21 protein-coding genes and 2 pseudogenes are annotated in these 22,972 nt (G+C 35.5%); 19 read left to right on the forward strand and 4 right to left on the reverse strand.

All coding sequences use genetic code 11. The features are described 5' to 3' along the window. Positions 1–124: 124 nt before the first annotated feature. The 9 genes and pseudogenes from AACZ49_RS13320 to AACZ49_RS13360 all read left to right on the forward strand — a co-directional run. A pseudogene (locus AACZ49_RS13320) lies at positions 125–511 on the forward strand (alpha-amylase family glycosyl hydrolase); the annotation flags it as partial. 68 nt (positions 512–579) lie between these two features. Continuing rightward, positions 580–801 carry a hypothetical protein gene (locus AACZ49_RS13325; protein WP_339656004.1) on the forward strand — a complete coding sequence of 74 codons (222 nt, stop codon included), beginning with the start codon at positions 580–582 and terminating at the stop codon, positions 799–801. Next, positions 798–1,742 carry a 2-hydroxyacid dehydrogenase gene (locus tag AACZ49_RS13330; RefSeq protein ID WP_339655755.1) on the forward strand — a complete coding sequence of 315 codons (945 nt, stop codon included), beginning with the start codon at positions 798–800 and terminating at the stop codon, positions 1,740–1,742. The genes AACZ49_RS13325 and AACZ49_RS13330 overlap by 4 nt, the downstream gene beginning before the upstream one ends. Further along, positions 1,743–2,198 carry a DUF1801 domain-containing protein gene (locus AACZ49_RS13335; RefSeq protein WP_339655757.1) on the forward strand — a complete coding sequence of 152 codons (456 nt, stop codon included), beginning with the start codon at positions 1,743–1,745 and terminating at the stop codon, positions 2,196–2,198. Between the two features lie 31 nt (positions 2,199–2,229). Continuing rightward, entirely contained in the window at positions 2,230–2,616 is a 387-nt protein-coding gene (locus AACZ49_RS13340) for a VOC family protein (RefSeq protein WP_339655759.1), read from the forward strand. A gap of 55 nt (positions 2,617–2,671) precedes the next feature. After that, positions 2,672–3,160, forward strand: coding sequence for an NINE protein (locus tag AACZ49_RS13345; RefSeq protein ID WP_339655762.1), 489 nt, complete (start codon positions 2,672–2,674; stop codon positions 3,158–3,160). Between the two features lie 81 nt (positions 3,161–3,241). Beyond that, a complete protein-coding gene (locus AACZ49_RS13350; protein ID WP_339655764.1) occupies positions 3,242–3,565 on the forward strand; it encodes a metalloregulator ArsR/SmtB family transcription factor in 324 nt (107 codons plus the stop codon). Between the two features lie 15 nt (positions 3,566–3,580). Beyond that, entirely contained in the window at positions 3,581–4,066 is a 486-nt protein-coding gene (locus AACZ49_RS13355) for a DUF6428 family protein (protein ID WP_339655767.1), read from the forward strand. A gap of 11 nt (positions 4,067–4,077) precedes the next feature. Further along, positions 4,078–4,578, forward strand: a complete 501-nt coding sequence (locus AACZ49_RS13360) for an N-acetyltransferase family protein (RefSeq protein ID WP_339655770.1) — start codon at positions 4,078–4,080, stop codon at positions 4,576–4,578. Between the two features lies 1 nt (position 4,579). Here the strand turns inward: AACZ49_RS13360 and AACZ49_RS13365 are convergent, their stop codons facing one another. The 3 genes from AACZ49_RS13365 to AACZ49_RS13375 all read right to left on the reverse strand — a co-directional run bounded on the left by AACZ49_RS13365 (position 4,580) and on the right by AACZ49_RS13375 (position 8,250). Continuing rightward, positions 4,580–6,397, reverse strand: coding sequence for a lysophospholipid acyltransferase family protein (locus AACZ49_RS13365; RefSeq protein WP_339655772.1), 1,818 nt, complete (start codon positions 6,395–6,397; stop codon positions 4,580–4,582). A gap of 81 nt (positions 6,398–6,478) precedes the next feature. Continuing rightward, on the reverse strand, positions 6,479–7,726 hold the full coding sequence (locus AACZ49_RS13370) for an aspartate kinase (protein ID WP_339655773.1): 1,248 nt from the start codon (positions 7,724–7,726) through the stop codon (positions 6,479–6,481). Positions 7,727–7,767: 41 nt separating this feature from the next. Further along, the gene (locus tag AACZ49_RS13375; protein WP_339655775.1) at positions 7,768–8,250 is read right to left on the reverse strand and encodes a GNAT family N-acetyltransferase; all 483 of its coding nucleotides are present in this window, start codon (positions 8,248–8,250) and stop codon (positions 7,768–7,770) included. A gap of 108 nt (positions 8,251–8,358) precedes the next feature. On the opposite strand from AACZ49_RS13375, the pseudogene fbp reads away from it, so the two are divergent. Next, positions 8,359–9,344 (forward strand): annotated as a pseudogene (fbp, locus tag AACZ49_RS13380) (class 1 fructose-bisphosphatase). A 44-nt stretch (positions 9,345–9,388) separates the two neighbouring features. Here the strand turns inward: fbp and AACZ49_RS13385 are convergent. Further along, positions 9,389–9,811 carry a TerB family tellurite resistance protein gene (locus AACZ49_RS13385; protein WP_339655777.1) on the reverse strand — a complete coding sequence of 141 codons (423 nt, stop codon included), beginning with the start codon at positions 9,809–9,811 and terminating at the stop codon, positions 9,389–9,391. Between the two features lie 102 nt (positions 9,812–9,913). Between AACZ49_RS13385 and AACZ49_RS13390 the strand changes: the two genes are divergently transcribed. From AACZ49_RS13390 to AACZ49_RS13430, 9 genes are all read left to right on the forward strand, one after another. Next, positions 9,914–10,939, forward strand: coding sequence for a ligase-associated DNA damage response exonuclease (locus tag AACZ49_RS13390; RefSeq protein WP_339655780.1), 1,026 nt, complete (start codon positions 9,914–9,916; stop codon positions 10,937–10,939). After that, the gene (locus AACZ49_RS13395) at positions 10,936–12,546 is read left to right on the forward strand and encodes an ATP-dependent DNA ligase (protein WP_339655783.1); all 1,611 of its coding nucleotides are present in this window, start codon (positions 10,936–10,938) and stop codon (positions 12,544–12,546) included. Before AACZ49_RS13390 ends, AACZ49_RS13395 begins: the two co-directional genes overlap by 4 nt. After that, on the forward strand, positions 12,546–15,014 hold the full coding sequence (locus AACZ49_RS13400) for a ligase-associated DNA damage response DEXH box helicase (protein WP_339655786.1): 2,469 nt from the start codon (positions 12,546–12,548) through the stop codon (positions 15,012–15,014). The genes AACZ49_RS13395 and AACZ49_RS13400 overlap by 1 nt, the downstream gene beginning before the upstream one ends. Positions 15,015–15,027: 13 nt before the next feature. Continuing rightward, a complete protein-coding gene (pdeM, locus tag AACZ49_RS13405; protein WP_339655788.1) occupies positions 15,028–15,693 on the forward strand; it encodes a ligase-associated DNA damage response endonuclease PdeM in 666 nt (221 codons plus the stop codon). A 66-nt stretch (positions 15,694–15,759) separates the two neighbouring features. Then, entirely contained in the window at positions 15,760–16,563 is an 804-nt protein-coding gene (locus tag AACZ49_RS13410; RefSeq protein ID WP_339655791.1) for a tryptophan-rich sensory protein, read from the forward strand. 127 nt (positions 16,564–16,690) lie between these two features. Next, entirely contained in the window at positions 16,691–20,059 is a 3,369-nt protein-coding gene (mfd, locus tag AACZ49_RS13415) for a transcription-repair coupling factor (RefSeq protein ID WP_339655794.1), read from the forward strand. A gap of 1 nt (position 20,060) precedes the next feature. Continuing rightward, positions 20,061–20,393, forward strand: coding sequence for a TerB family tellurite resistance protein (locus tag AACZ49_RS13420; RefSeq protein WP_339655797.1), 333 nt, complete (start codon positions 20,061–20,063; stop codon positions 20,391–20,393). Between the two features lie 164 nt (positions 20,394–20,557). Continuing rightward, positions 20,558–21,571, forward strand: a complete 1,014-nt coding sequence (gene yiaK, locus AACZ49_RS13425; protein WP_339655800.1) for a 3-dehydro-L-gulonate 2-dehydrogenase — start codon at positions 20,558–20,560, stop codon at positions 21,569–21,571. Positions 21,572–21,613: 42 nt separating this feature from the next. Further along, the gene (locus tag AACZ49_RS13430) at positions 21,614–22,882 is read left to right on the forward strand and encodes a serine hydrolase domain-containing protein (RefSeq protein ID WP_339655803.1); all 1,269 of its coding nucleotides are present in this window, start codon (positions 21,614–21,616) and stop codon (positions 22,880–22,882) included. Positions 22,883–22,972 lie beyond the last annotated feature (90 nt).

The following is a 22,972-nucleotide window of genomic DNA, read 5'->3' on the forward strand; positions in this document are numbered from 1 at the left end:
ACTTTGTGTATCTTAATTAAACAAAAAAAAGCAAATCGAAATGCGATTAAACATCAAAAATATTGGTGAAGCTACGCTACTTACACTTCTTTTAGTCCTTGGTTGTAAAGAAAAATCTACAGAAATACCAACGGATAAAGTATGGTGGAAAGAAGCTATCGTGTATCAAATATATCCAAGAAGTTTTAAGAATATTGATGGAGATGGAGTAGGAGATCTAAAAGGCATCATCGAAAAATTAGATTATATAAAAAGCTTGGGGGTGACATCGATATGGTTAAATCCAATTTACAGTTCTCCTAATGATGACAATGGTTACGATGTTAGTGATTATAGAGGAATCATATCTGATTTCGGCACCATGGCAGATTTTGACCAAATGCTAAGAAAAATGCACGAGCGCGATTTAAAACTTATAATGGATGTTGTTGTAAACCATAGTAGTGATGAACATGAATGGTTTAAACAATCTAGAAGTTCTAGAGACAATCCATATCGCGATTATTACCATAGGTCGCAAAGTTAAAAGGTGAATTCGTATGGCATGCCCATAAAAATGAAGATGAACTATTTCATATTATAAAAGGCACTTTGCATATGCCATTTAGAAACCGCATCGAAGTCATGAACGAAGATGAAATAATTATAGTACCAATAGGAGTTGAGCATTGCCCAATTACAAAAAACAATGAAGACATTCAGGTATTATTATTTGAAAAATTAACTACAAACCATACAGGAAAAGTTGAAACTGAATTAACGCAAACCTTTTATTCAAAAATAAAATCCCCTAATAAATGAAAGTATTACATGTAGATATTAACCACCCATTAATTATTGAACAATTTTCTGAATTAGGTTTTCAGAATGATGAAGATTACACCTCCTCTAAAAAAGAAATCGAGAATAAAATTGATCAGTACGATGGTTTAATTATTCGTAGTCGATTTACTATAGACTCTCAATTTTTAGACAAGGCGAAGAACCTTAAATTTATTGGTCGATTAGGTGCTGGACTTGAAAATATTGACACAAAATACGCAAAATCGCTCGATATATTTCTAGCTGCAGCGCCAGAAGGTAATCGAAATGCAGTAGGTGAGCATGCCATGGGTATGCTGTTATCTCTATTTAATAAGTTAAATACAGCAGACCGTGAAGTTAGAAATGGCAAATGGGACCGCGAAGGTAATAGAGGTTTAGAATTAGAAGGAAAAGTAGTTGGTATTATTGGCTATGGCAATATGGGCAAAGCCTTTGCGAAAAAACTAATAGGTTTTGATGTTGAAGAGGTAATTTGTTATGACATAAAAGGTGGTGTAGAAGATGAGTATGCGCGTCAAGTTGGTATTATGGAATTTCAAAACCGTGTTGATGTGGTAAGTCTACATGTACCTCAAAGTGAAGAGACGGTAGGTATGATTCACTCCGAATTCCTAAACAAATTTGAAAAATCTATTTGGATTATAAATACCGCTAGAGGAAAATGTATTATAACCTCAGATTTAGTGGAAGCCTTGAAATCTGGGAAAGTTTTAGGTGCAGGGTTAGATGTATTAGAATATGAAAAAGCTTCTTTCGAGAATATGTTTTCAGACAATAATTTACCAGATGCATTTCAATATTTAATAAAGTCTGACCAGGTAATACTTTCTCCACACGTAGCAGGCTGGACGGTTGAAAGTAAAATAAAGTTAGCCCAAACTATAGTGGATAAAATTAAAGCAAAATTTATAGCTTAAATGAAATATGCGGCCAATTCACTTATCGACTATATTGACCAACTTCCTCAAGAACGTCGAGAAGTTATTGAAAAAATACGCGCCGTTATTTTACGAAATTTACCACAGGGGTTTGAAGAGCAGCTAAGCCATGGTATGCTGGGATATGTTGTACCACATTCAGTATATCCGCCAGGGTATCATGTAAATCCAGAATTACCCCTACCATTTATCAACTTGGCTTCACAAAAGAATTTTATCGCTTTATACCATTCTGGCATTTATGCCGACACTAATTTATTAGACTGGTTCATTACAGAATATCCGAAGTATTGTAAACTAAAACTAAACATGGGTAAAAGTTGTATTCGATTTAAAAATCTTGATGATATACCTTATAAATTAATTGCAGAGTTATGTACTAAGATGACAACTAAGGAATGGATTACATTGTATGAGAAAAATATAAAGAAATAACATACTTCGAAACTTATAAAATAGCGTAATCATGAAAAAAAGAGTTACAGGAATAGGAGGCTTCTTTTATAAAACAAAAGACCCCAACAAGATAAAGAATTGGTACAATAAGCATTTAGGCCTAAATACGGACCAATATGGGAGTACCTTTTGGTGGAAAGACAAAGAGGGTAATGACTGCTCTACACAATGGAGTCCGATGAAGGAAGACACAACCTATTTTGAGCCTAGTACATCACGTTTTATGATGAATTTTAGGGTCGAGAATTTAGTGGAATTACTACAGATTTTAAAAGAAGAAGGTGTTACGATAGTCGGTGAAATTCAGGAATTTGAGTATGGAAAATTTGGTTGGATAATAGATCCTGACGGTAATAAAATTGAACTTTGGGAACCTATTGATAAAGCATTTTTATGATGTTCAAATATTTGCTACATTTATAATTACTAATAACCACCAAACAACAACAAAAATGTCAGACGAGAAAAAAGATTTAGGAGACAAGGCAGAAGATGCCTTTGACAAAGCAAAAGAAACTGCAAAGGACTTAGGGGATAAAGCCGAAGATGCTTTTGAAAATGCTAAAGAATCTGCAAAAGAATTCTCAGAAGACGCAAAAGAATCGGCAAAAGAATTTAGCGAGAGTGCTAAAAAGGCGGCAAATGAATTCACAGCTGGTGCCAAAGAAGCGTTTAGTGGAAACGGGGGAGAAAATAAAAAAATGCTTGCGGGTATTTTAGCAATTATTTTAGGAAGTTTAGGAATTCACAAATTTATTTTAGGATATCAAAAAGAAGGAATAATCATGTTGGTTATAACTTTGGTAATTGGATTTTTCACCTGCGGTATTGGAGCTTCTGCAATGGGAATAGTTGGTCTAATAGAAGGAATCATCTATTTAACAAAATCAGATGAAGAATTTTATAATACCTACCAAGTGGGTAAAAAACCTTGGTTCTAAAACATTAAAGGTCAGAAAAAATTAGCTTCTGACTTTTTTTATATTTTTTATTATCGTAATATTGCAATATATAAATATATTATGGGCGCTACCAAAACACAAATATTCAATATAGAGCAAAACGAATTGGCAGTTATCTTTAAGGTGTTGTCTAATCCTGCTCGTATTGCCATTTTACAATATATAAGTCAACAAGAATCTTGTATTTGCAATGATATTGTTGATGAAATTGGACTGGCCCAACCTACTATTTCACAACATCTAAAAGAACTTAAAACTATCGACTTGATTAAAGGTGAAATTGAAGGTAAGAAGGTTTGTTATTGCATTAACCTACCAAAATGGACAGAGGTACAAACCCTTCTTAATACCTTCTTCAACACCACAAAAAGCAATTGTTGTTAATTAAAATTTCAAAACATGAAAACGAATGAATTTCTAGCCTTATTAAAGGAAAACACAGATAAAAGTTTAGTATTTGAATATGCACCTGGTTTATTGGTAGGTGCGAATTATCATATTACAGAGGTAAAAAATATTACAATTGATTCTGTTGATTGTGGTGCAGGTACCGATTTCTGGAAAGAAACGATTATTCAGCTATGGGAAAGTCCGGAAGAGATTGGAAAAAGAGATTACATGTCTGCCTTTAAAGCATTGGCCATTTTAAATAAGGTGGATAAAATAAAACTGATGGAAAAAGATGTTGAAGTAAAATTCGAATATAGCAACGCCCTTTTTCATACTGCTCAGCTATTTGTTTTATCCTATCAAATAAAGGATAACAGCCTACTTCTTCATTTAGGTGTTGAAAAGACAGATTGTAAGGCTAAAGAAATTTGTGGTATACCTGAAACTACAGAAGTTATAGAATCTTCATGCGCTCCAGGTAGTGGCTGCTGTTAATTAACGAAACTATGAAGAAGGTAACTATAAGAAAAATGTCGGAAACAGATTGGAACTCTGTAGCAGACATTTACAAAGAAGGTATCGCAACCGGTATCGCAACTTTTGAAACTACCGTACCCACTTTTGAATCTTGGGACAAAGCTCATATGACCTCTTGCAGGTTTGTAGCGGAACTCTCTGATACTATATTAGGATGGGTGGCGCTTTCACCTGTTTCTAGTAGATGTGTATATGGAGGGGTTGCAGAGGTCAGTGTCTATATTTCAAAAGCTAGTAGAGGTAAAGGTATTGGCAAATTATTATTGAAATATTTAATAGACGCCAGTGAGCAAGAAGGTATTTGGACATTACAATCTGGAGTATTTCCATCCAACCATGGCAGTATTAAAGCGCATGAAGCGGTAGGTTTTAGATTAATAGGTAAACGCGAACGTGTTGGAAAATTAAATGGACAATGGATCGATAATGTACTTTTTGAACGTAGAAGTCGTATAGTCGGTATAGACTAAATTACTCCTTTTCAGAATTTTGGGCTTCCTGAAGTCTGCGCTCCAATTCCGCCTGAAATTCTTCCATTACCGGTTTAACCGTGCTTTCAGGTAAATCTTCAATCTTTATATACATTAAACCATCAACTGAGTTATTGAATAGAGGATCCACATTAAAAGCAACTACCCTTGCGTTTTGCTTAATGTATTTTTTAATTAATACAGGTAACCTCAAATTACCTGGCTCTACCTCATCAATCAATCGGTCGAACTTATTTAAATCTGCCTGGGTTTCATCAAATACAAACTCTTTATCGGCATCATTTAGCTTTACTTTAAACTCTTTTTTTGGTCTTATATACTGTGCAACATACGGATCCCAGTAATTAGATTTCATAAACTCGATCATCAATGATTTCGAGAAATTTGAAAACTGATTACTTATACTTACACCACCAATAAGATATTTATGCTCAGGAAATCTTAAGGTAGTATGTACAATGCCTTTCCAAAGTAAAAATAAGGGCATTGGTTTTTGTTGATATTCTTTTGTGATGTAAGCTCTACCCATTTCTATAGAGTGCTGCATCATATCATATAATTCTGGTTCAACTCTAAATAAGTCTTGAACATAGAAACCGTCAATACCATATTGAGGGAAAATTTCAGAACCCATTCCCATTCTGTATGCTCCGACAATACATTTGGCCTCATCATCCCAAAGAAATAAGTGGTGGTAATACGAATCGAAGCTATCTAAATCAATCGCCTTATTGGTACCTTCACCAATAGCTCTAAAGGTAACTTCTCGCTGTCTTCCTATTTCCTTTAAGATAAAAGGCATATCCTTTTCCTTAGCTAAAAACACTTCGTAGTTCTTGCTTTGCAATAAACGACAATCCTTTTCCCTAAGTTTCTCAATCTCACCTTCCATCACCTCTTTTCGCACAGCTGTGGCAATTTTCTTTGGTTGTTTAGGAAGTTTAAGAGAAGTTGGTATTTGATCTATTAAACGTTCTTTTTCATATGCATTCGACAAAATGTAGGTTTTGCGACGTAGCAAATCTGTATATTCCTCTAAACTCTCTTGCTCCTTTTGGGTAGCGACTGAAATTGGCTGACCTATTCTAACTTTAATAGGCCTATTTCTTTGAGTAAAAACTTGAGAAGGTATCATTGCGGTTCGTAATGAATCGCCCATTTTAGCGATACGATAAAAAAGTCCACTATTTTTTGCGTGAAAATATATAGGCACTACAGGTACATCCGCTTTTCTAATCAATTTAATGGCAGCCTCTTCCCAAGGTTTATCCACCATCATTTTACCTTCTTTAATCGTAGAAACCTCCCCAGCAGGAAAAACGCCCAACACATGACCATCTTTTAAATGTTGAAGTGTATTTTTAAACCCTGCAATACTGCTTTTTGCATCTTTATGTTCGGTAAAAGGATTTACCGGTAAAATAAAAGGTTCTAATGGCACCATCCTCTGCAATAGAAAATTAGCCATTATCTTATAGTCAGGTCGTTGTTTCACCATTAACTTAAAAAGCAAAATACCATCAATAGCACCTAGAGGATGATTGCTAATAGTAACATATGGACCATCTTTAGGCAACCTTCTATAATCTTCCTCAGGTATTTCATAGTCAATTTCAAAATATTCTAAAATTGCATCGGCATAGGCTTCGCCTTCTAAATGAGCAATTGAATCATAATACCTATTTATGCCAGATAATCGGGTAACCTTTAATAAAACCCAACCGATAAAAGTACCGAATACCCCATATTTGGTTAGATTAATGGCCTTGGCAACTTCTTTAGCGGTAACTAAACCCATATTTAATCCTCAATTAGACTGTAAATATAGGAAAATAGCAATAGTAGCTTCGCTTTTAAACTAAGTGAAATTAAAAGGAAGTTACTTTACAACTAGCTGTACGGTTTCTGTTCCTCGCTGTTCTAAAAGCAACTCATTACCATTCTGTAATGATTCTAAGGAAAGCGTATCAAAATGACGAATAGTGTATAAGGATACATTTTCATGATAAGCTACCTTGAACTTGCTTTTCAATTGCTGAAGCATCGCATCTAAACCACCAAACTTATTATCTATACAAACCGAAAAACTAATAGCAGAGTTCTGAATAAGGTCTACTTTAATCTTATGCTGATGAAATAACTTAAAAAGATCACTGATACTATCTTCTACAATGAACGAAAAATCGAGCGAAGATAATTTTATTAAAACTTGATTCTTTTTAACAATAAAACACGGAACCTTTGGCTCAATACCAATTCCCTTACCAACAGTAGTTCCTTTATTCGTAGGGTTTATAAACGATTTAACGTGCAACGGTATTTCTTTTCTTTGTAATGGCTGTAATGTCTTTGGGTGAATTACCGATGCCCCGTAAAAGGCTAATTCTATTGCTTCTCCGTACGAGATGTTGTTTAATAATTGTGTTTCCTTAAAATACCTTGGGTCGGCATTTAAAACGCCCGGTACATCTTTCCAAATAGTTACTGAGTCTGCATTTAAACAAAATGCCAAAATTGCAGCCGTATAATCTGATCCTTCACGGCCCAAAGTTGTAGTGAAATTATTATCATCACTACCTAAAAACCCTTGTGTAATATTTAAAAGTTTTTGGTCTATTTTGGCAACATTCTCTTGAGTTCGTTCCCAATTAACAGTTGTATCCCTATAGTTACTATCTGTTTTAATGAAGTTTCTCACATCTAACCAATTATTTGGAATGCCGATTTCTTTGAAATATGCACTAATAATTGTAGTTGACATCAATTCGCCATACCCTACTATTTGATCGTACACAAAGTTGTAATTTGGCGATTTGTTCCAAACGAGAAAACCGTTTATTTCATCAACCAGAACTTTGATTTCCTTGTAGATGGAATGTTGAGCATTAGGAAACAATTCAGAGACAATACCAAGGTGGTAATCTACCATTTCTGACACCTTCGATGGTATGTCTTTTTTATCATTAAAATATGCGTTTATGATATCTTCCATGGCATTTGTGGTCTTACCCATGGCAGAAACAACTAGCAAAGTATTATCATACCCTACTTCCTTTAAAACCTTAACAACATTTCTTACTGCATCTGCATCTTTAACCGATGCACCTCCAAATTTAAAAACCCTCATAGTCTTCTTTTATCTTAAATCTTATTTCTATCTGTCTTTGTTTACGCTATTGCGTTTAAATAATTTTTTATGCCTACTTCATCTAACTGTACAACATCCCAATCTCGCATTACATTCGCTCCCTTACTTTCATAAAATCCGATTGCAGGTTCGTTCCAGTCAATTACCTCCCAACTAATTCTCTTAACACCTAAGTCGTTTCCATATTTAACAACTTCGTCTAAAAGTGCAGTACCTAAACCGGTACCACGCATTTCTTTGGTTACGATTAAGTCCTCTAAATGAATTACAGGTCCTTTCCATGTAGAATAACGTGGATAGACCAATGCCATACCTACAACTTTTTCCTCCTTTTCAGCAACAAAGCAATGAAACAACTTATGCTTACCAAAACCATCTTCCACAAGATTTTGCTCATTCACTTCTACCGCATTTTCTTCCTTTTCAAAAGTGGCTAATTCATGAATCAATTGAAGTACTTGCTTCATATCTCCTTTTTGGGCTGTTCTGATTGTGTATTTCATAATTGTTACAAATAAAACACAAAGTTATAAATTTAAAAAATGAAATTAAAACCAAACCTGAACGTTTAACAAAATATCGGATATTTGTATATTACCATAAACTAAATAATGTTACCCAAAAAAAATCAAACTCTTGGGGAGTTTATTATTGAAAATCAAGATTCTTTTAAATATTCCTCAGGAGAATTATCGAAACTCATCAATGCCATACGATTAGCGGCAAAAGTTGTAAATCACGAAGTAAACAAAGCTGGCTTAATAGATATTTTAGGTGGTGTAGGTGAAACTAACGTACAAGGCGAAGACCAGCAAAAATTAGATTTATTCGCCAACGACAAATTCATTCAAACACTTAAAAATAGAGAAATTATTTGTGGTATTGCATCAGAGGAAGAAGATAGTTTTATAAGCATTAACAGTAATGATGATAATCATCAGAACAAATATGTTGTGCTTATCGACCCTTTAGATGGATCCTCGAATATTGATGTAAATGTATCTGTTGGAACAATTTTTTCAATTTATAGAAGGGTTACACCTGTTGGCACGCCTGTTACCATAGAAGACTTTTTACAACCCGGGAATAAACAAGTTGCTGCAGGCTATGTGGTATATGGCACTTCAACAATGTTAGTTTATACGACTGGCGACGGAGTAAATGGTTTTACTTTAAACCCAGCCTTAGGTACTTTTTACCTATCGCACCCGAACATGAAATTTCCTGAAGATGGTACTATTTATTCTGTAAATGAAGGTAATTATGTTCATTTTCATCAAGGGGTAAAAGACTATATTAAATACTGTCAAATGGAAGAAGGTGATAGACCTTATACTTCTAGATATATTGGTTCGCTGGTTTCAGATTTTCATAGAAACATGATAAAAGGCGGTATTTACATGTATCCGAAAAGTAGTGTAACCCAGAGAGGCAAACTAAGATTGCTTTATGAATGCAAGCCAATGGCCTTGCAATTGGTGGAGTAAATCGTATTATGGATATTGAACCCACTGAATTGCACCAGCGTGTACCGTTCTTCTGCGGAAGTCGTAATATGGTTGAAAAACTTCAAGAATTTTTAAATAAGTATCAATAAAAAAAGGGAGCAAAATGCTCCCTTTTTACTTTCTTTTTTAAACGTTAGTGCTTCACAAGGTATAGATAATCTTCAAAATCTATTTTACCTCCAAAAATAGCAATAGAACGCTCAATAACCTTGTCGGCCTTTTCATCAGTAAAGCCCAAGCCGATAGCATATTTTTTTATCAAAATTCGTTCTTCACCATCTATCTCGTGATCCGAATAAACGATTTTAAATAAATCATACAAACGCTCTAATCTTTTCTCAGAATCTGGAGTAGAATCAATAGGATATTTATTTTCCTTTCTTAAAACCTCTTCGTACTCTGCCTTAGTGATATCTAATTTACTCGCGAAACGATCTAACAATATTTTTTCTTCTGAACTAATTTCGCCGTCAATAGAAGCCAAAGTTGCTAAAGCGGCAAAATGGGCCAAATTTCTTCTATGCTCACCACTTGTATATAAATCTGCAAAAGACATATCTTATTTTTTAATTATTGAACAAATATAAATTTTTTAGAGGTCAAAGTTTACATCTAACACAACTTTGTTGCTTTCAAAAAATTGTAACTTTCGTAGGCTATGAAATCACCCCTTTTACAATTTACTGGTAATGGTATTTACTGTGAAAAGGCCCAAGTTTATCTTGATCCTTGGAAACCTGTGGACAAAGCCATTATTTCTCACGGCCATGCCGACCATAGTCGTTATGGACATAAACAGTACATTACTCACATTAGAAATGTTTCCATTATTTCACATCGATTAGGAGATATTAATGTTATTGGCAAAGAATGGGGAGAAGTTTTTGTCATTAACAATGTGAAATTTAGTTTACACCCTGCTGGGCATATCATTGGCTCTTCACAGATTAGAGTTGAACATAAAGATGAGGTTTGGGTATTTACTGGTGATTACAAAACAGAAAACGACGGAATTTCAACTCCATATGAACCCATTAAGTGCAATACGTTTATAACAGAATGCACCTTCGGGTTACCCGCTTTTAAATGGATGCCACAGGTTGAAGTTTTCGAGAATATAAATAATTGGTGGGCTGAAAATAGAGCTGAAGGGAAAACTTCTATTTTATTCGGATATAGTTTAGGGAAGGCACAACGTCTTCTCAAATATTTAAATTCAGATATAGGCCAAATATACACCCATGGCGCAATAGAGAATATGACTGAAGTATTACGGCCATTAGTAGATTTTCCTAAAACAACGCTCATTACAAAAGACACAAAAAAAGAACAGCTATTAGGCCATATAGTATTAGCACCACCAAGCGTACATGGTAGTACTTGGATACGTAAAATGGTACCTTACGTTACGGCATCTGCCAGTGGATGGATGACTTTTAGAGGAGCAAGACGAAAAAGGGCCATCGACAAAGGCTTTGTTCTCAGTGACCATTGTGATTGGACAGGATTGCTTTCTAGCATTAAAGAAACTGGGGCGGAAAAAGTAATATGCACCCATGGTTATACAGATATATTTTCAAAATATCTCCGTGAGCAAGGTTATGATGCACGTACCGAAGCAACTCAATACGGAGAAGAAGAAATAGAAGATGCATTAGCTTCAAAATCTACCGCAACAACATGAAACATTTCGCCCTTCTCATAAAAGCGCTAGATAGCACCAACAAGACAACCATAAAGGTTCAAGCATTGACAGATTATTTTCTAAATGCAAGTGACACCGATAAAGTGTGGACAATTGCCATTCTTTCGCACCGTAGACCACCAAGACCGGTAAATACAACTTTATTGCGAGAATGGGCATCTGACCTTGCTAATATCCCTCTTTGGCTTTTTGAAGAAAGTTATCATATAGTTGGTGACCTAGCAGAAACTATAGCCCTGGTAATACCTACGGCACAACAAACATCAGAGAAAAGCTTAACAAGTTTTCTTGAAGAAATGATTACACTCAAAAAAAAATCAGACGAGGACAAAAAAGCTTATTTATATGAGAACTGGAAAGTGCTCAATTACTACGAGCGCTTTGTTTTTACCAAATTGATAACAGGTGGTTTTAGAATTGGGGTCAGTCAAAAACTAATGACAAGAGCATTAGCGAAAGCCACTGAAATAGATGAGGATATCTTGGCCTACAAATTAATGGGCAATTGGAATCCCAACACTATCTCTTTTCAACAATTGGTACTTGAAGAAAATGAAAATGATCATCTCTCAAAGCCCTATCCATTCTATTTAGCCTACGCCATAGAGGGTGAGCCTCAAGATTTAGGAAATGTATCAGATTGGTCTGCAGAACATAAATGGGACGGTATACGTTCACAAGTAATTCTAAGGAATGATGAATTGTTCGTGTGGAGTCGTGGTGAAGAATTAGTGACCGACAAATACCCAGAATTCAAAAAAATCATTGGCACCATACCAAACGGCACTGTAATAGATGGGGAAATTTTACCTTTCCAAAAAGGCAGCATTGGAACCTTTAATGACTTACAAACTAGAATTGGGCGCAAAACTGTTTCAGCAGCATTATTGAAAAAAGTTCCTGTAATCTTAAAAGCATATGACCTTTTAGAATGGGAAGGAAAAGATATACGTAAGCTACCTTTCTTAGAACGTAGAAAGCTATTGAAACAGCTTTTTTCTATAATCATTGAGCAAAAACAGAGTGCAGCACCCCTCTATCTTTCAGAAACCATGCATTTTTCAACTTGGGAAGAAGCAACCCAAGAACGGGAAAAATCAAGAGAAAAACATAGTGAAGGTCTAATGCTAAAACGCAAAGACTCTCCGTATTTAGTAGGCCGTAAAAAAGGGGGCTGGTGGAAATGGAAAGTAGGCCCACTAACTGTTGATGCTGTACTCACCTATGCCATGCGTGGTCATGGCAGGCGAAGTAACCTTTTTACAGATTACACTTTCGCACTTTGGAATAAAAACGAAGAAGGTGAAAATGAATTAGTGACATTTGCAAAAGCCTACTCCGGTCTTACCGATGCTGAATTTAGAAAATTGGATGCATGGATCAAGAAAAATACTTTAGAACGATTCGGACCCGTGCGAAGTGTTAATCCGCACCATGTTTTTGAAATAGCTTTTGAAGGTATTGCGTTATCAAAACGACATAAAAGTGGTATTGCTACTCGGTTTCCAAGAATGTTACGCTGGCGAAAAGACAAGAATATTCATGAAGCGAATTCACTAGATGACTTAAAAGCACTAATTCCATAATGAATAGAGAAGAGCTTTTTAATATCGCAGAAAATTGGTTTCAAGAACAACAATGGAAACCGTTTAAATTCCAAAAAGATACTTGGAAGGCCTTTTTACTGGGTAAAAACGGACTGCTAAATGCACCTACAGGCAGCGGCAAAACATACGCGCTTTGGTTCCCCATTGTATTAAACTACATCAAGAAAAATCCAGATTATAAAACTAAGCATAAGAAAGGTTTAAAAGCTATTTGGATTACTCCGTTACGTGCACTTTCCCAAGAGATAAAGCAATCGGCAGAACGTATTACACTAGACTTAGGCACACAAATGACTGTTGGTATTCGCTCAGGAGATACTTCTACCAAAGAACGAGCCCAACAGAAAAAACAAATGCCCGACCTTCTAATTACTACTCCAGAAAGCCTACAATTGTTATTGGCTACAAAAGACTATGACAAAATTTTTAAAGAGTGCTCTGCAATAGTCGTTGACGAATGGCATGAAATTCTGGGCACAAAACGAGGTGTACAAATGGAGCTTGCACTATCCCGTTTAAAAAATGTATCATCAACATTAAAAATATGGGGCATATCTGCAACCATAGGTAATTTAGAACAGGCTCGAGATGTTTTATTAGGAATTGAATCAGATGCTTTAAACAACTCCGTTCTCATAAAAGCGAATCTCAATAAAAAGATTACGGTAAAAAGTATCATCCCAAAAAAAATGGAAACTTTTCCATGGCGCGGTCATTTAGGCTTGCATTTATTGGAAGAAGTAATTCCTATAATTAACAATAGCAAAACTACATTGCTCTTCACCAATACTCGTAGCCAATGCGAAATATGGTTTCAGAAAATTTTGGAAAAACATCCAGAATACGCCGGAGAAATGGCCATGCACCATGGTAGTATTAATAAAGAAACACGTGTTTGGGTAGAGAATGCAATTCGAAATGAAGAGCTTAGAGCTGTAGTTTGCACTTCAAGTTTAGATTTGGGTGTCGATTTTGCCCCAGTAGAAACAGTAATACAAATTGGAGGGCCAAAGGGTGTTGCTCGTTTTTTACAACGCGCTGGACGAAGTGGCCACAGACCTGGTAAAGAAAGTGTCATTTATTTTCTTCCCACACACGCCATAGAACTTATTGAAGCTTCAGCATTACAAAAGGCGGTAAAGCAAAACACAGTTGAAGACCGCCTATCCTACCTCAACAGTTACGATGTGCTTTTACAGTATTTGACCACATTGGCAATTTCAAACGGATTCTATCCTAATGAAATTTATCAAGAAATTAAACAGACCTTTTGTTACCAAGCCGTGTCTGAACAACAATGGCAATGGCTTTTGAACTTTTTAGTGTTAGGTAGCCAGAGTTTACAATCGTATGACGAATACAAAAAAGTAGAAGTAGAAAGCGATGGTAAGTTTACCGTAACCAACCGAGGTGTGGCAATGCGACATCGATTTCAAATCGGAACAATTGTCGGAGATGTAAATTTAGCCGTTAAATACCAAAAAGGTGGTTATATCGGTTCCATTGAAGAGTTCTTTATCTCCAAATTAAACAAAGGCGATGTTTTCACCTTTGCAGGTAGAAATCTAGAGTTTATACGGATTAAGGAAATGACCGTGCAGGTTAAAAACTCTACTAAAAAAACCAATAAAATATCTAGTTGGATGGGTAGTCGACTAACGCTATCAGCTCAAATGTCAGAATTACTAAGAAACGAGCTGTACAGTTCTAGCGAGCCATTAGAAAATCAGTCGACGGAAATACGCGCCTTAGCGCCTCTTTTTGCTCGTCAGCGAAGGGAAAGTATTGTGCCTAAACCTTCTGAATTTTTAATAGAAACATTTAAAACACGAGATGGGTATCACCACCTATTCTATCCCTTTGAAGGTCGATTTGTTCATGAGGCAATGGGAAGTTTGCTAGGCTATCGCATTAGCTTACTTTCTCCTATTACATTTTCATTGGCGTTCAATGATTATGGCTTTGAACTACTTTCTGACCAACCCATAGATATACAGCAAGTGTTAGATAATGATTTATTTACTACAGATTATATGTTAGCTGATTTACAGAAAAGTCTCAATTCAACTGAAATGGCAAGACGTAAATTTAGAGATGTCGCCATCATTAGCGGAATGGTCTTTACTGGATACCCTAAGAAGGGTATTAAAATGAAGCATTTGCAAAGTAGCTCTCAATTACTGTTCGATGTGTTTCGAGATTATGAACCAGACAATCTACTTTTTCAACAAGCATTTACTGAAACCTTCGAGCATCAGTTAGAAGAAGGCCGTTTGCGTATTTCATTAGAACGTATTGCAACCCAAGACATGGTATGGAAGCAATGTAAAAAGGCTACTCCGTTTTCTTTTCCATTAATTACTGATCGTATGAGCCGCGAAAAATTATCGAGCGAAAAATTAGCAGACCGTATTAAAAAAATGGCTGCTATTTTGATGAAGAAATAGGTAATTTTGTTTTATGACCCACCCCATTCAGCTTCATGGCCAATCTTTTCAAATGCATTTCTCGGGTGCACTTTTTTGGGTAGAGAAATCTATGTTGTTAATTAGTGATGTTCACCTTGGCAAAATATCTCATTTTAGAAAATATGGGGCTGCCGTTCCTCAACAAGCTATTCAACAAAATTTCGACACTTTAAATACTGCTGTTAAGTTTTTTAAGCCAAAAGTCATCACTTTTATTGGTGATTTATTCCATTCTTCACTTAATAGTGAATGGGCTCTTTTTGAAGATTGGGTTCATTCAATAACTTCAGAAATGATTCTAGTAAGTGGAAATCACGATATCATTTCCCCCTTAAAATATGAAGCTTTAGCAATAAAGGTTATCCCCGAACTGATACTTGATTCTTTTATATTAACGCATCATCCTGAAGAACGGGACAGTCTATTTAATTTTTCAGGTCATATTCATCCTGCAATAAAATTAAGTGGATTGGGGCGACAATCGGTAAGATTGCCTTGCTTTTATAAAACGGAATCACAAATGATTCTTCCAGCTTTTGGAAAATTTACCGGTAATTATACTTTAGAACCTTCTTACGGGTGTGAAGTATTCGCTCTATTGGGAGACTCGGTGTTGCCCGTGCCCATAAAAGAAGTAAAAAATAAACCTTATTATTGAATAAAAGTTCATTTAAATAACTAAAGAACATTACTTTATAAAATAACCTTAACAATTTTACATATTATGAAGAAAAAACTATCCATTCTAAACCTAATGTCTGTTGTTTTGGTAATCGTAGTAAATTATATTTCTCAGATTATGGAGTTTAACAACACCACTATTGGTGAAATTAGCTCAAGGTATGTAAACCTGTTTACCCCTGCTAGTTATGCCTTTGCCATTTGGGGTATCATATTTATAGCATTATTAATATATGGTATATTTCAAGTTCGAAGAGCCTTTTTCAGTAAAAAAGAAAGCATATTCATAGAGCAAACAGGATACTGGTTCATTTTAGCCAATATTTTAAATTGTTGTTGGGTATTTGCTTTTGTTTATGACTTTACCGGGCTTTCGGTACTTATCATGTTCGGTATCCTAATTTCACTTGTTAAGATTATTATTAATACTAACATGGAACGTTGGGATGCTCCCATAACTACAATAGCATTCGTTTGGTGGCCGATATGTTTCTATAGCGGATGGATTTCTGTCGCCACCATCGCAAATATTTCGGCTTATCTAAGTAAACTTGATTGGAACGGTGGTATACTCTCTGAACAAACTTGGACGATAAGTATGATCGTGGTGGCTATAATTCTCAATTTATTAATGATTTGGAAAAGGAATATGCGCGAATTCGCTTTAGTTGGCATATGGGCTTTATTCGCTATATATATTAGACATGATGGCACCTATAATTCTATCGCAAACACAGCTTTGATTGGAAGTATCTTTCTTTTTATAGGTATTACTGCACATGCATTTAAAAACAGGAAAACAAATCCGATTAAAAAATTGCAAGAATATTTTCATGGATACCTCTAAACAATTATTCTAATAATTATCGTTTTTATATCATTTAAAATTCACAAATAAACCTTAAAAAAGTAATCTAAAAATTACCCCGAAATCGTTTCTTAGGTATTCTTATATTTGCACAAATTTTAAATTGTTGAGTCAATCCTCTATCCAACAACAGTATGGTCAGTCTTCCCAACTAGGAAAACTGCTAAATACTATTGCCGATTCTGAAAATTCGGGAACAAAAAATATTCAATTAAAAGGGCTTGTAGGTTCATCTCTATCCTTTGTTTTAGCAAATGTTTTTAAAGATGTAGACCGTCCTTTTCTAGCAATATTCAATGACAAGGAAGAAGCTGCTTATTACTTAAATGATTTGGAACGACTTATTGGAGAAGACGATGTTCTCTTTTACCCAGGTAGTTACAGAAGACCCTATCAAATCGAAGAAACCGATAATGCTAATGTGCTATTGCGCGCCGAGGTATTAAATAGAATAAATTCTAGAAAAAAACCGGCGGTTATTGTTACATACCCCGATGCTCTTTTTGAAAAAGTTGTTACGCGAAAAGAGCTAGATAAGAATACTCTAAAAATGAAATTGGGGGATACACTCTCCTTAGATTTTTTAAATGAAATCTTGTTTGAATACAAATTCAAACGAGTAGATTTTGTTACCGAACCAGGCGAGTTTTCTGTTCGAGGTGGTATTGTTGACGTGTATTCCTTTTCACACGACGAACCGTATCGTATTGAGTTTTTTGGTGATGAAATAGACAGTATTCGAACCTTCGATGTTGAAACACAACTTTCTAAAGAGAAGGTAAAGTCGATAACTATTGTGCCGAATATGGCCAACAAGTTTTTAACTGAAAAAAGACAGAATTTTTTAACATATGTTGCATCAAAAACATTGGTTTTTGCAAAAAATACTGACCTACTTTATGATCGTTTAGATGATTTTTTTGAGAAGGCAAAAGAAGCATTCACCAAACTTTCTAAAGACATTAAACATGCCGAACCAGAAGAATTGTTTATGGGTGGTGCAGAATTTAAAAAGCACCTTTTAGATTTTACCCTTTTAACCCAAGATTCTAAACGCAATTATGAGTCTCTTGTAGAATTTCATACCAAACCTCAACCATCATTCAATAAGAAATTTGACTTACTTATCGAGAACCTTAATAGATATCGCGAGCAAGGCTATACCAATTATATCTTTTGTGCCAGCGAACAGCAGGCCAAACGTTTTCATGATATTTTTGAAGAGGTAAACCAGCAAGTTCATTATCAAGTTATTGTTTTTCCAATGTTTCAAGGTTTTGTTGATGATGACCAAAAATTAGTATGTTATACGGACCATCAAATATTTGAACGTTATCATAAGTTTCATGTAAAAAACGGTTATGCAAAAAAGCAAGCCATTACATTAAAGGAGCTGAACAAACTTGAAATAGGTGATTATGTTACCCACATTGACCATGGTATAGGTAAGTTCGGCGGACTCCAAAAAATAGATGTCGAAGGCAAAAAACAAGAAGCCATAAAACTGATGTATGGTGAGCGTGATATATTATATGTAAGCATACATTCACTACATAAAATTTCAAAGTTCAACGGTAAGGACGGTGCGCCACCAAAGATTTACAAGTTAGGTTCAGGTGCATGGAAAAAAATAAAGGATAAAACAAAGAGCCGAGTCAAGAATATTGCTTTTAACCTTATTAAGGTTTATGCAAAGCGAAGACTCGAAAAAGGATTTCAATACAACCCTGATAGTTACCTACAGAACGAACTGGAGGCATCTTTTATTTATGAAGATACCCCCGACCAAAGTACGGCTACCGAAGATGTAAAAAGGGATATGGAAAGTGAGCGACCTATGGATCGCTTAATATGTGGAGATGTTGGGTTTGGAAAAACCGAAGTAGCTATTCGCGCAGCCTTTAAAGCTGTAGATAATGGCAAACAAGTAGCCATTTTAGTACCGACCACAATTTTGGCATTTCAACATCATCGTACTTTTTCAGAACGACTAAAAGACATGCCTGTAACGGTAGATTACTTGAACAGATTTCGTACGGCAAAAGAGAAAAAAGATACTATAGAACGACTGGCTGCAGGTAAAGTCGATATCATTATAGGCACACATCAGTTGGTGAACAAGAATGTACAGTTTAAAGACCTTGGCCTTTTAATTGTAGATGAAGAACAAAAGTTTGGTGTTGCCGTAAAGGATAAATTAAAATCTATAAAAGAGAATGTTGATGTACTAACGTTGACCGCAACACCGATACCACGTACACTACAATTTAGCCTCATGGCCGCTCGTGACCTTTCTACCATTACGACTGCCCCACCGAACAGGTACCCAATTGAAAGTCAGGTTGTACGATTTAATGAAGAAATAATCAGAGATGCCGTTAGTTATGAAATTGAACGTGGCGGTCAGGTTTTCTTTATTCATAATCGTATTGAAAATATAAAAGAAGTAGCAGGTATGATTCAGCGTTTGGTGCCTGATGCAAAAGTGGCGGTCGGTCATGGCCAAATGGAAGGAAAGAAATTAGAAGCCCTAATGCTCGGTTTTATGAACAGCGAATTCGATGTTCTAGTTTCTACGACCATTGTAGAAAGTGGGTTAGACGTTACCAATGCCAATACTATATTTATCAACAATGCCAATAATTTTGGTTTAAGCGATCTTCACCAAATGCGTGGTCGAGTTGGTCGTGGCAATAAAAAAGCATTTTGTTATTTCATAACTCCGCCTTATGAAGTAATGACAAACGATGCCCGTAAACGAATTGAAGCGCTGGAGCAGTTTACCGAATTAGGCAGTGGTTTTAATATTGCCATGAAAGATTTGGAGATTAGAGGCGCAGGCGATTTATTAGGAGGCGAACAAAGTGGTTTCATCAACGAAATAGGTTTTGAAACCTATCAGAAAATATTAGCAGAAGCTATTGACGAACTGAAAGAAAATGAGTTTAAGGACTTATATGACGAGGTTGAAGGCCCACATGAGAAAATTTTTGTCAAGGAAACACAAATCGATTCAGATTTTGAATTGCTCTTCCCAGACGATTATATCAACAATATAACTGAAAGGCTTACCTTATACACTGATTTAAATCAGGTTAAAGATGAGCAAGCGCTTCAAAAATTTGAAGCACAATTGGTAGACCGTTTTGGCGAATTACCTGATCAAGCAGCAGACTTATTAAATTCTGTTCGTATAAAATGGATAGCAAATAGTATTGGTTTAGAGAAAATAGTTATGAAACAAGGCAAAATGATTGGTTATTTCATTAGTGACCAACAGTCAGCCTTTTATCAGACCCCTACATTTACGCGTGTTTTACAATATGTTCAATCGCACGCGCAGCAATGTAAAATAAAGGAAAAACAGACCAGAAACGGATTACGCTTATTATTGGTTTTTGAAAACATACGATCCGTAGATAGGGCATATCTGGCATTGAAGCCATTCGAAATAAAGGAAAAACAATTTATTTAAAATGATATTTGATATCTCTGAAAAATTAGCAATGGTCAATGTTATTGACTCTGTAATCGTTGCAGATGGCGAAGTTCATAAGGGCGAAATCAATGAATTGAGCAAATTGATGGAAATTATAGATTTTGACAGTAATTTTTTAATTCAAGCCCGAACGATTGACACCGAGCAAAGTATTTTCATTCTTAAAGGAATGCCACAAGAAAAGAAAGATAGGCTTGCAAAAATTTTAGAAGATGTTGCGCTATCGGATGGCTACTTTCATGATAAAGAGAACGCTGTTATCAATCATATTTATTCATCTATCGGTATTGTCAAGAGACAAAAGAATTAGCAAAATTGTCTTTAAAACAGCTATACTAGTCCTATTTCGAATGTAATATTGATTTTAAATTCGCATAAGAAATGGAATCCTTCCGATTATAATAATCCATAATTACGAAAAGGCTCTTAACTATTGTATCTTAATGAAAGAAACTAATTTAAAAAGTAGTTACGTTGAGCGAAGTAAAAATCTCATTTAATGAAATGAAACTGGTTTTGGAATCTGCATTCCGCAAATATTCCTTTACTAAAGAAAACGCCGAATTACTGGCGAAAATTCATTCGGAAAGTACCTTAGACGGCATTAATTCTCATGGTATTAATAGAGTCCCCATCTTTTTAGATTACATCACTAAAGGTCTGGTAAAAATAAATCCTACCCCTTCCATAGTAGCATCAATGGGAAGTATTGAAAGATGGGAAGGTAACCTTGGCTCGGGTGTTTTAAATGCTATCACCTGTACTGACAGAGCAATTTTATTAGCAAAAGAACATGGCATTGGTATGGTAGCACTACGCAATACAAACCATTGGATGCGCGGCGGAACTTATGGATGGCGAGCAGCCGAACAAGGCTGTATTTCAATAATGTTTACCAATACCACACCCAATATGCCAGCTTGGGGCGGTAAAGAGAATAGAATAGGAAATAATCCTTTGGTGATTTCGATTCCTAGAAAAGAAGGTCATGTAGTTTTAGATATGGCACTCTCACAATTTTCATTTGGCAAGATGGAAAACCTACATTTAAAAGGGGAACAATTACCATTTCATGGTGGTTGGGACACTAATAATCAGCTAAGCAAAAACCCTAAAGACATTATTACGTCCGGTCGGTCATTACCGGTTGGGTATTGGAAAGGTTCCGCACTATCGATGGTTTTAGATATGTTGGCTACCTTATTATCTGCTGGTAATTCTACCTATAAAATTGGTCAGAAAGGAGCTGAAACAGCCATTTCACAAGTGTTCCTTTGTATTGATCCAAATGTATTTTTTGATTTCCAATTACAAGAGAATTTATTGAATGAAATTATTCAATATAACCATGACGTCTTACCAATGAGTAAAGAAAATCGAACCTACTATCCTGGGGAACGAACATTGGCTACAAGATTAAAAAACCAAAAAGAAGGGATTCCGGTAAGCTCAAAAATCTGGCGGCAAATATGCTCACTTTCAAAATAAATATTTAGTACTTTTAGTAACTACACTATCAATCAACCTTTCATGAAAAATTTGTCATTTTTATTTGCATTATTACTTTTTGTTTCATCCTGTAAAGAATCACCAAAAAAAGAATTGATTGTTGAGCCCGAGATAATAAACTCATTAGCCAAAGCTCGAATAGATTCTGTTCTCAAAAATTTTGTTGATACCAAAAATATTGCTGGTGTTTCGGCTCTAATTTTTGAACAAGGCAAGGAAGTATATTACAATGCTTTTGGCTATGCAGACCTAAATGCAAAAAGACCTATGGACCGCAATACCATTGTCCAAATTTATTCCATGACCAAACCTATTACGGGTACAGCGTTAATGACCCTTTACGAACAAGGCAAGTTTAAACTAGACGATCCAATCTCGAAATACCTTCCAGAATTTTCAAATATGACCGTTTACACAGGTGTAGATTCAAAAGGAAATGTAATAACCGAACCACTTAAACGAGAAATTAGTATTAGAGATATTACAAGACATACCGCAGGTTTTCCAAACAGAGCAGACATACCCGGACTTAGTGAACTTATGATAAAAGTCGATGCAATGAATCGCGAAAATACCCTAACCCAAATGGGTGAAAAAATGGGAGAAGTGCCATTATGGTTTCAGCCAGGCACACAATGGGAATATGGACCATGTGTTGATGTACAAGCGCTATTGGTAGAACGTATAGCGGGTATACCTTATGGGGAATATGTTAGAAAACACATTCTGGACCCACTTGAAATGAGCGAAACTAGATATTTTATTCCAGAGATGGATAGAGAACGTTTTGCTAAACTATACATAAGAAAAGATGAAGGGGAATTAGTTCAAGATTCTATAACCTACAGTAATTATACTGAACAATGGCCCCTTACCCGAGGTGGTTCTGGTCTAACCTCAACTTTAGACAACTATATGCGTTTCGCCCAAATGTTAGTTCATGAAGGTAGCTTGGACTCAGTACAAATATTAAAACCTGAAACCGTTCAACTTATGGCAACCAATCAATTGGCAGATAGTGTTACTGAACGTTCTTGGTTACCTTCTAAAGGCCAAGTTGGTTTCGGTATCGACTTTGCCGTACGTGTAGCAACACCTAAAACTCCTGAAGAAAATAATGGTGTAGTTGGAGAATTTTACTGGGATGGTGCCGCTTCTACTTTATTTTGGGTGGATCCAGTAAACAAATTAACCGCAGTTCTTTTTGTACAACTATTCCCTTATGACCAAATAGGTCTTCATAAACAATTTAGAGATGCCGTATACGGCCCATATCCGTTTGAAAAATAACACAAAGTTCTATTCCTATATAACTTTTAACAATCTTGAAAAACTCGTTAATAAAGTTCATTCAAAATTTATTGGGTTTTGCTTATCTTT

Origin of the sequence: uncultured Maribacter sp. (genome assembly GCF_963975365.1) — a bacterium.
GTDB lineage: Bacteria > Bacteroidota > Bacteroidia > Flavobacteriales > Flavobacteriaceae > Maribacter.

Coding starts and splice junctions, on each gene's coding strand:
- AACZ49_RS13360 (WP_339655770.1), top strand. CDS start 4,078: ATGAAGAAGGTAACTATAAGAAAAATGTCGGAAACAGATTGGAACTCT.
- AACZ49_RS13410 (WP_339655791.1), top strand. CDS start 15,760: ATGAAGAAAAAACTATCCATTCTAAACCTAATGTCTGTTGTTTTGGTA.
- AACZ49_RS13430 (WP_339655803.1), top strand. CDS start 21,614: ATGAAAAATTTGTCATTTTTATTTGCATTATTACTTTTTGTTTCATCC.
- pdeM (WP_339655788.1), top strand. CDS start 15,028: ATGACCCACCCCATTCAGCTTCATGGCCAATCTTTTCAAATGCATTTC.
- AACZ49_RS13345 (WP_339655762.1), top strand. CDS start 2,672: ATGTCAGACGAGAAAAAAGATTTAGGAGACAAGGCAGAAGATGCCTTT.
- AACZ49_RS13420 (WP_339655797.1), top strand. CDS start 20,061: ATGATATTTGATATCTCTGAAAAATTAGCAATGGTCAATGTTATTGAC.
- AACZ49_RS13355 (WP_339655767.1), top strand. CDS start 3,581: ATGAAAACGAATGAATTTCTAGCCTTATTAAAGGAAAACACAGATAAA.
- AACZ49_RS13375 (WP_339655775.1), bottom strand. CDS start 8,250: ATGAAATACACAATCAGAACAGCCCAAAAAGGAGATATGAAGCAAGTA.
- AACZ49_RS13330 (WP_339655755.1), top strand. CDS start 798: ATGAAAGTATTACATGTAGATATTAACCACCCATTAATTATTGAACAA.
- AACZ49_RS13365 (WP_339655772.1), bottom strand. CDS start 6,397: ATGGGTTTAGTTACCGCTAAAGAAGTTGCCAAGGCCATTAATCTAACC.
- AACZ49_RS13335 (WP_339655757.1), top strand. CDS start 1,743: ATGAAATATGCGGCCAATTCACTTATCGACTATATTGACCAACTTCCT.
- AACZ49_RS13390 (WP_339655780.1), top strand. CDS start 9,914: ATGAAATCACCCCTTTTACAATTTACTGGTAATGGTATTTACTGTGAA.
- AACZ49_RS13350 (WP_339655764.1), top strand. CDS start 3,242: ATGGGCGCTACCAAAACACAAATATTCAATATAGAGCAAAACGAATTG.
- AACZ49_RS13400 (WP_339655786.1), top strand. CDS start 12,546: ATGAATAGAGAAGAGCTTTTTAATATCGCAGAAAATTGGTTTCAAGAA.
- AACZ49_RS13385 (WP_339655777.1), bottom strand. CDS start 9,811: ATGTCTTTTGCAGATTTATATACAAGTGGTGAGCATAGAAGAAATTTG.
- AACZ49_RS13370 (WP_339655773.1), bottom strand. CDS start 7,726: ATGAGGGTTTTTAAATTTGGAGGTGCATCGGTTAAAGATGCAGATGCA.
- AACZ49_RS13340 (WP_339655759.1), top strand. CDS start 2,230: ATGAAAAAAAGAGTTACAGGAATAGGAGGCTTCTTTTATAAAACAAAA.
- AACZ49_RS13395 (WP_339655783.1), top strand. CDS start 10,936: ATGAAACATTTCGCCCTTCTCATAAAAGCGCTAGATAGCACCAACAAG.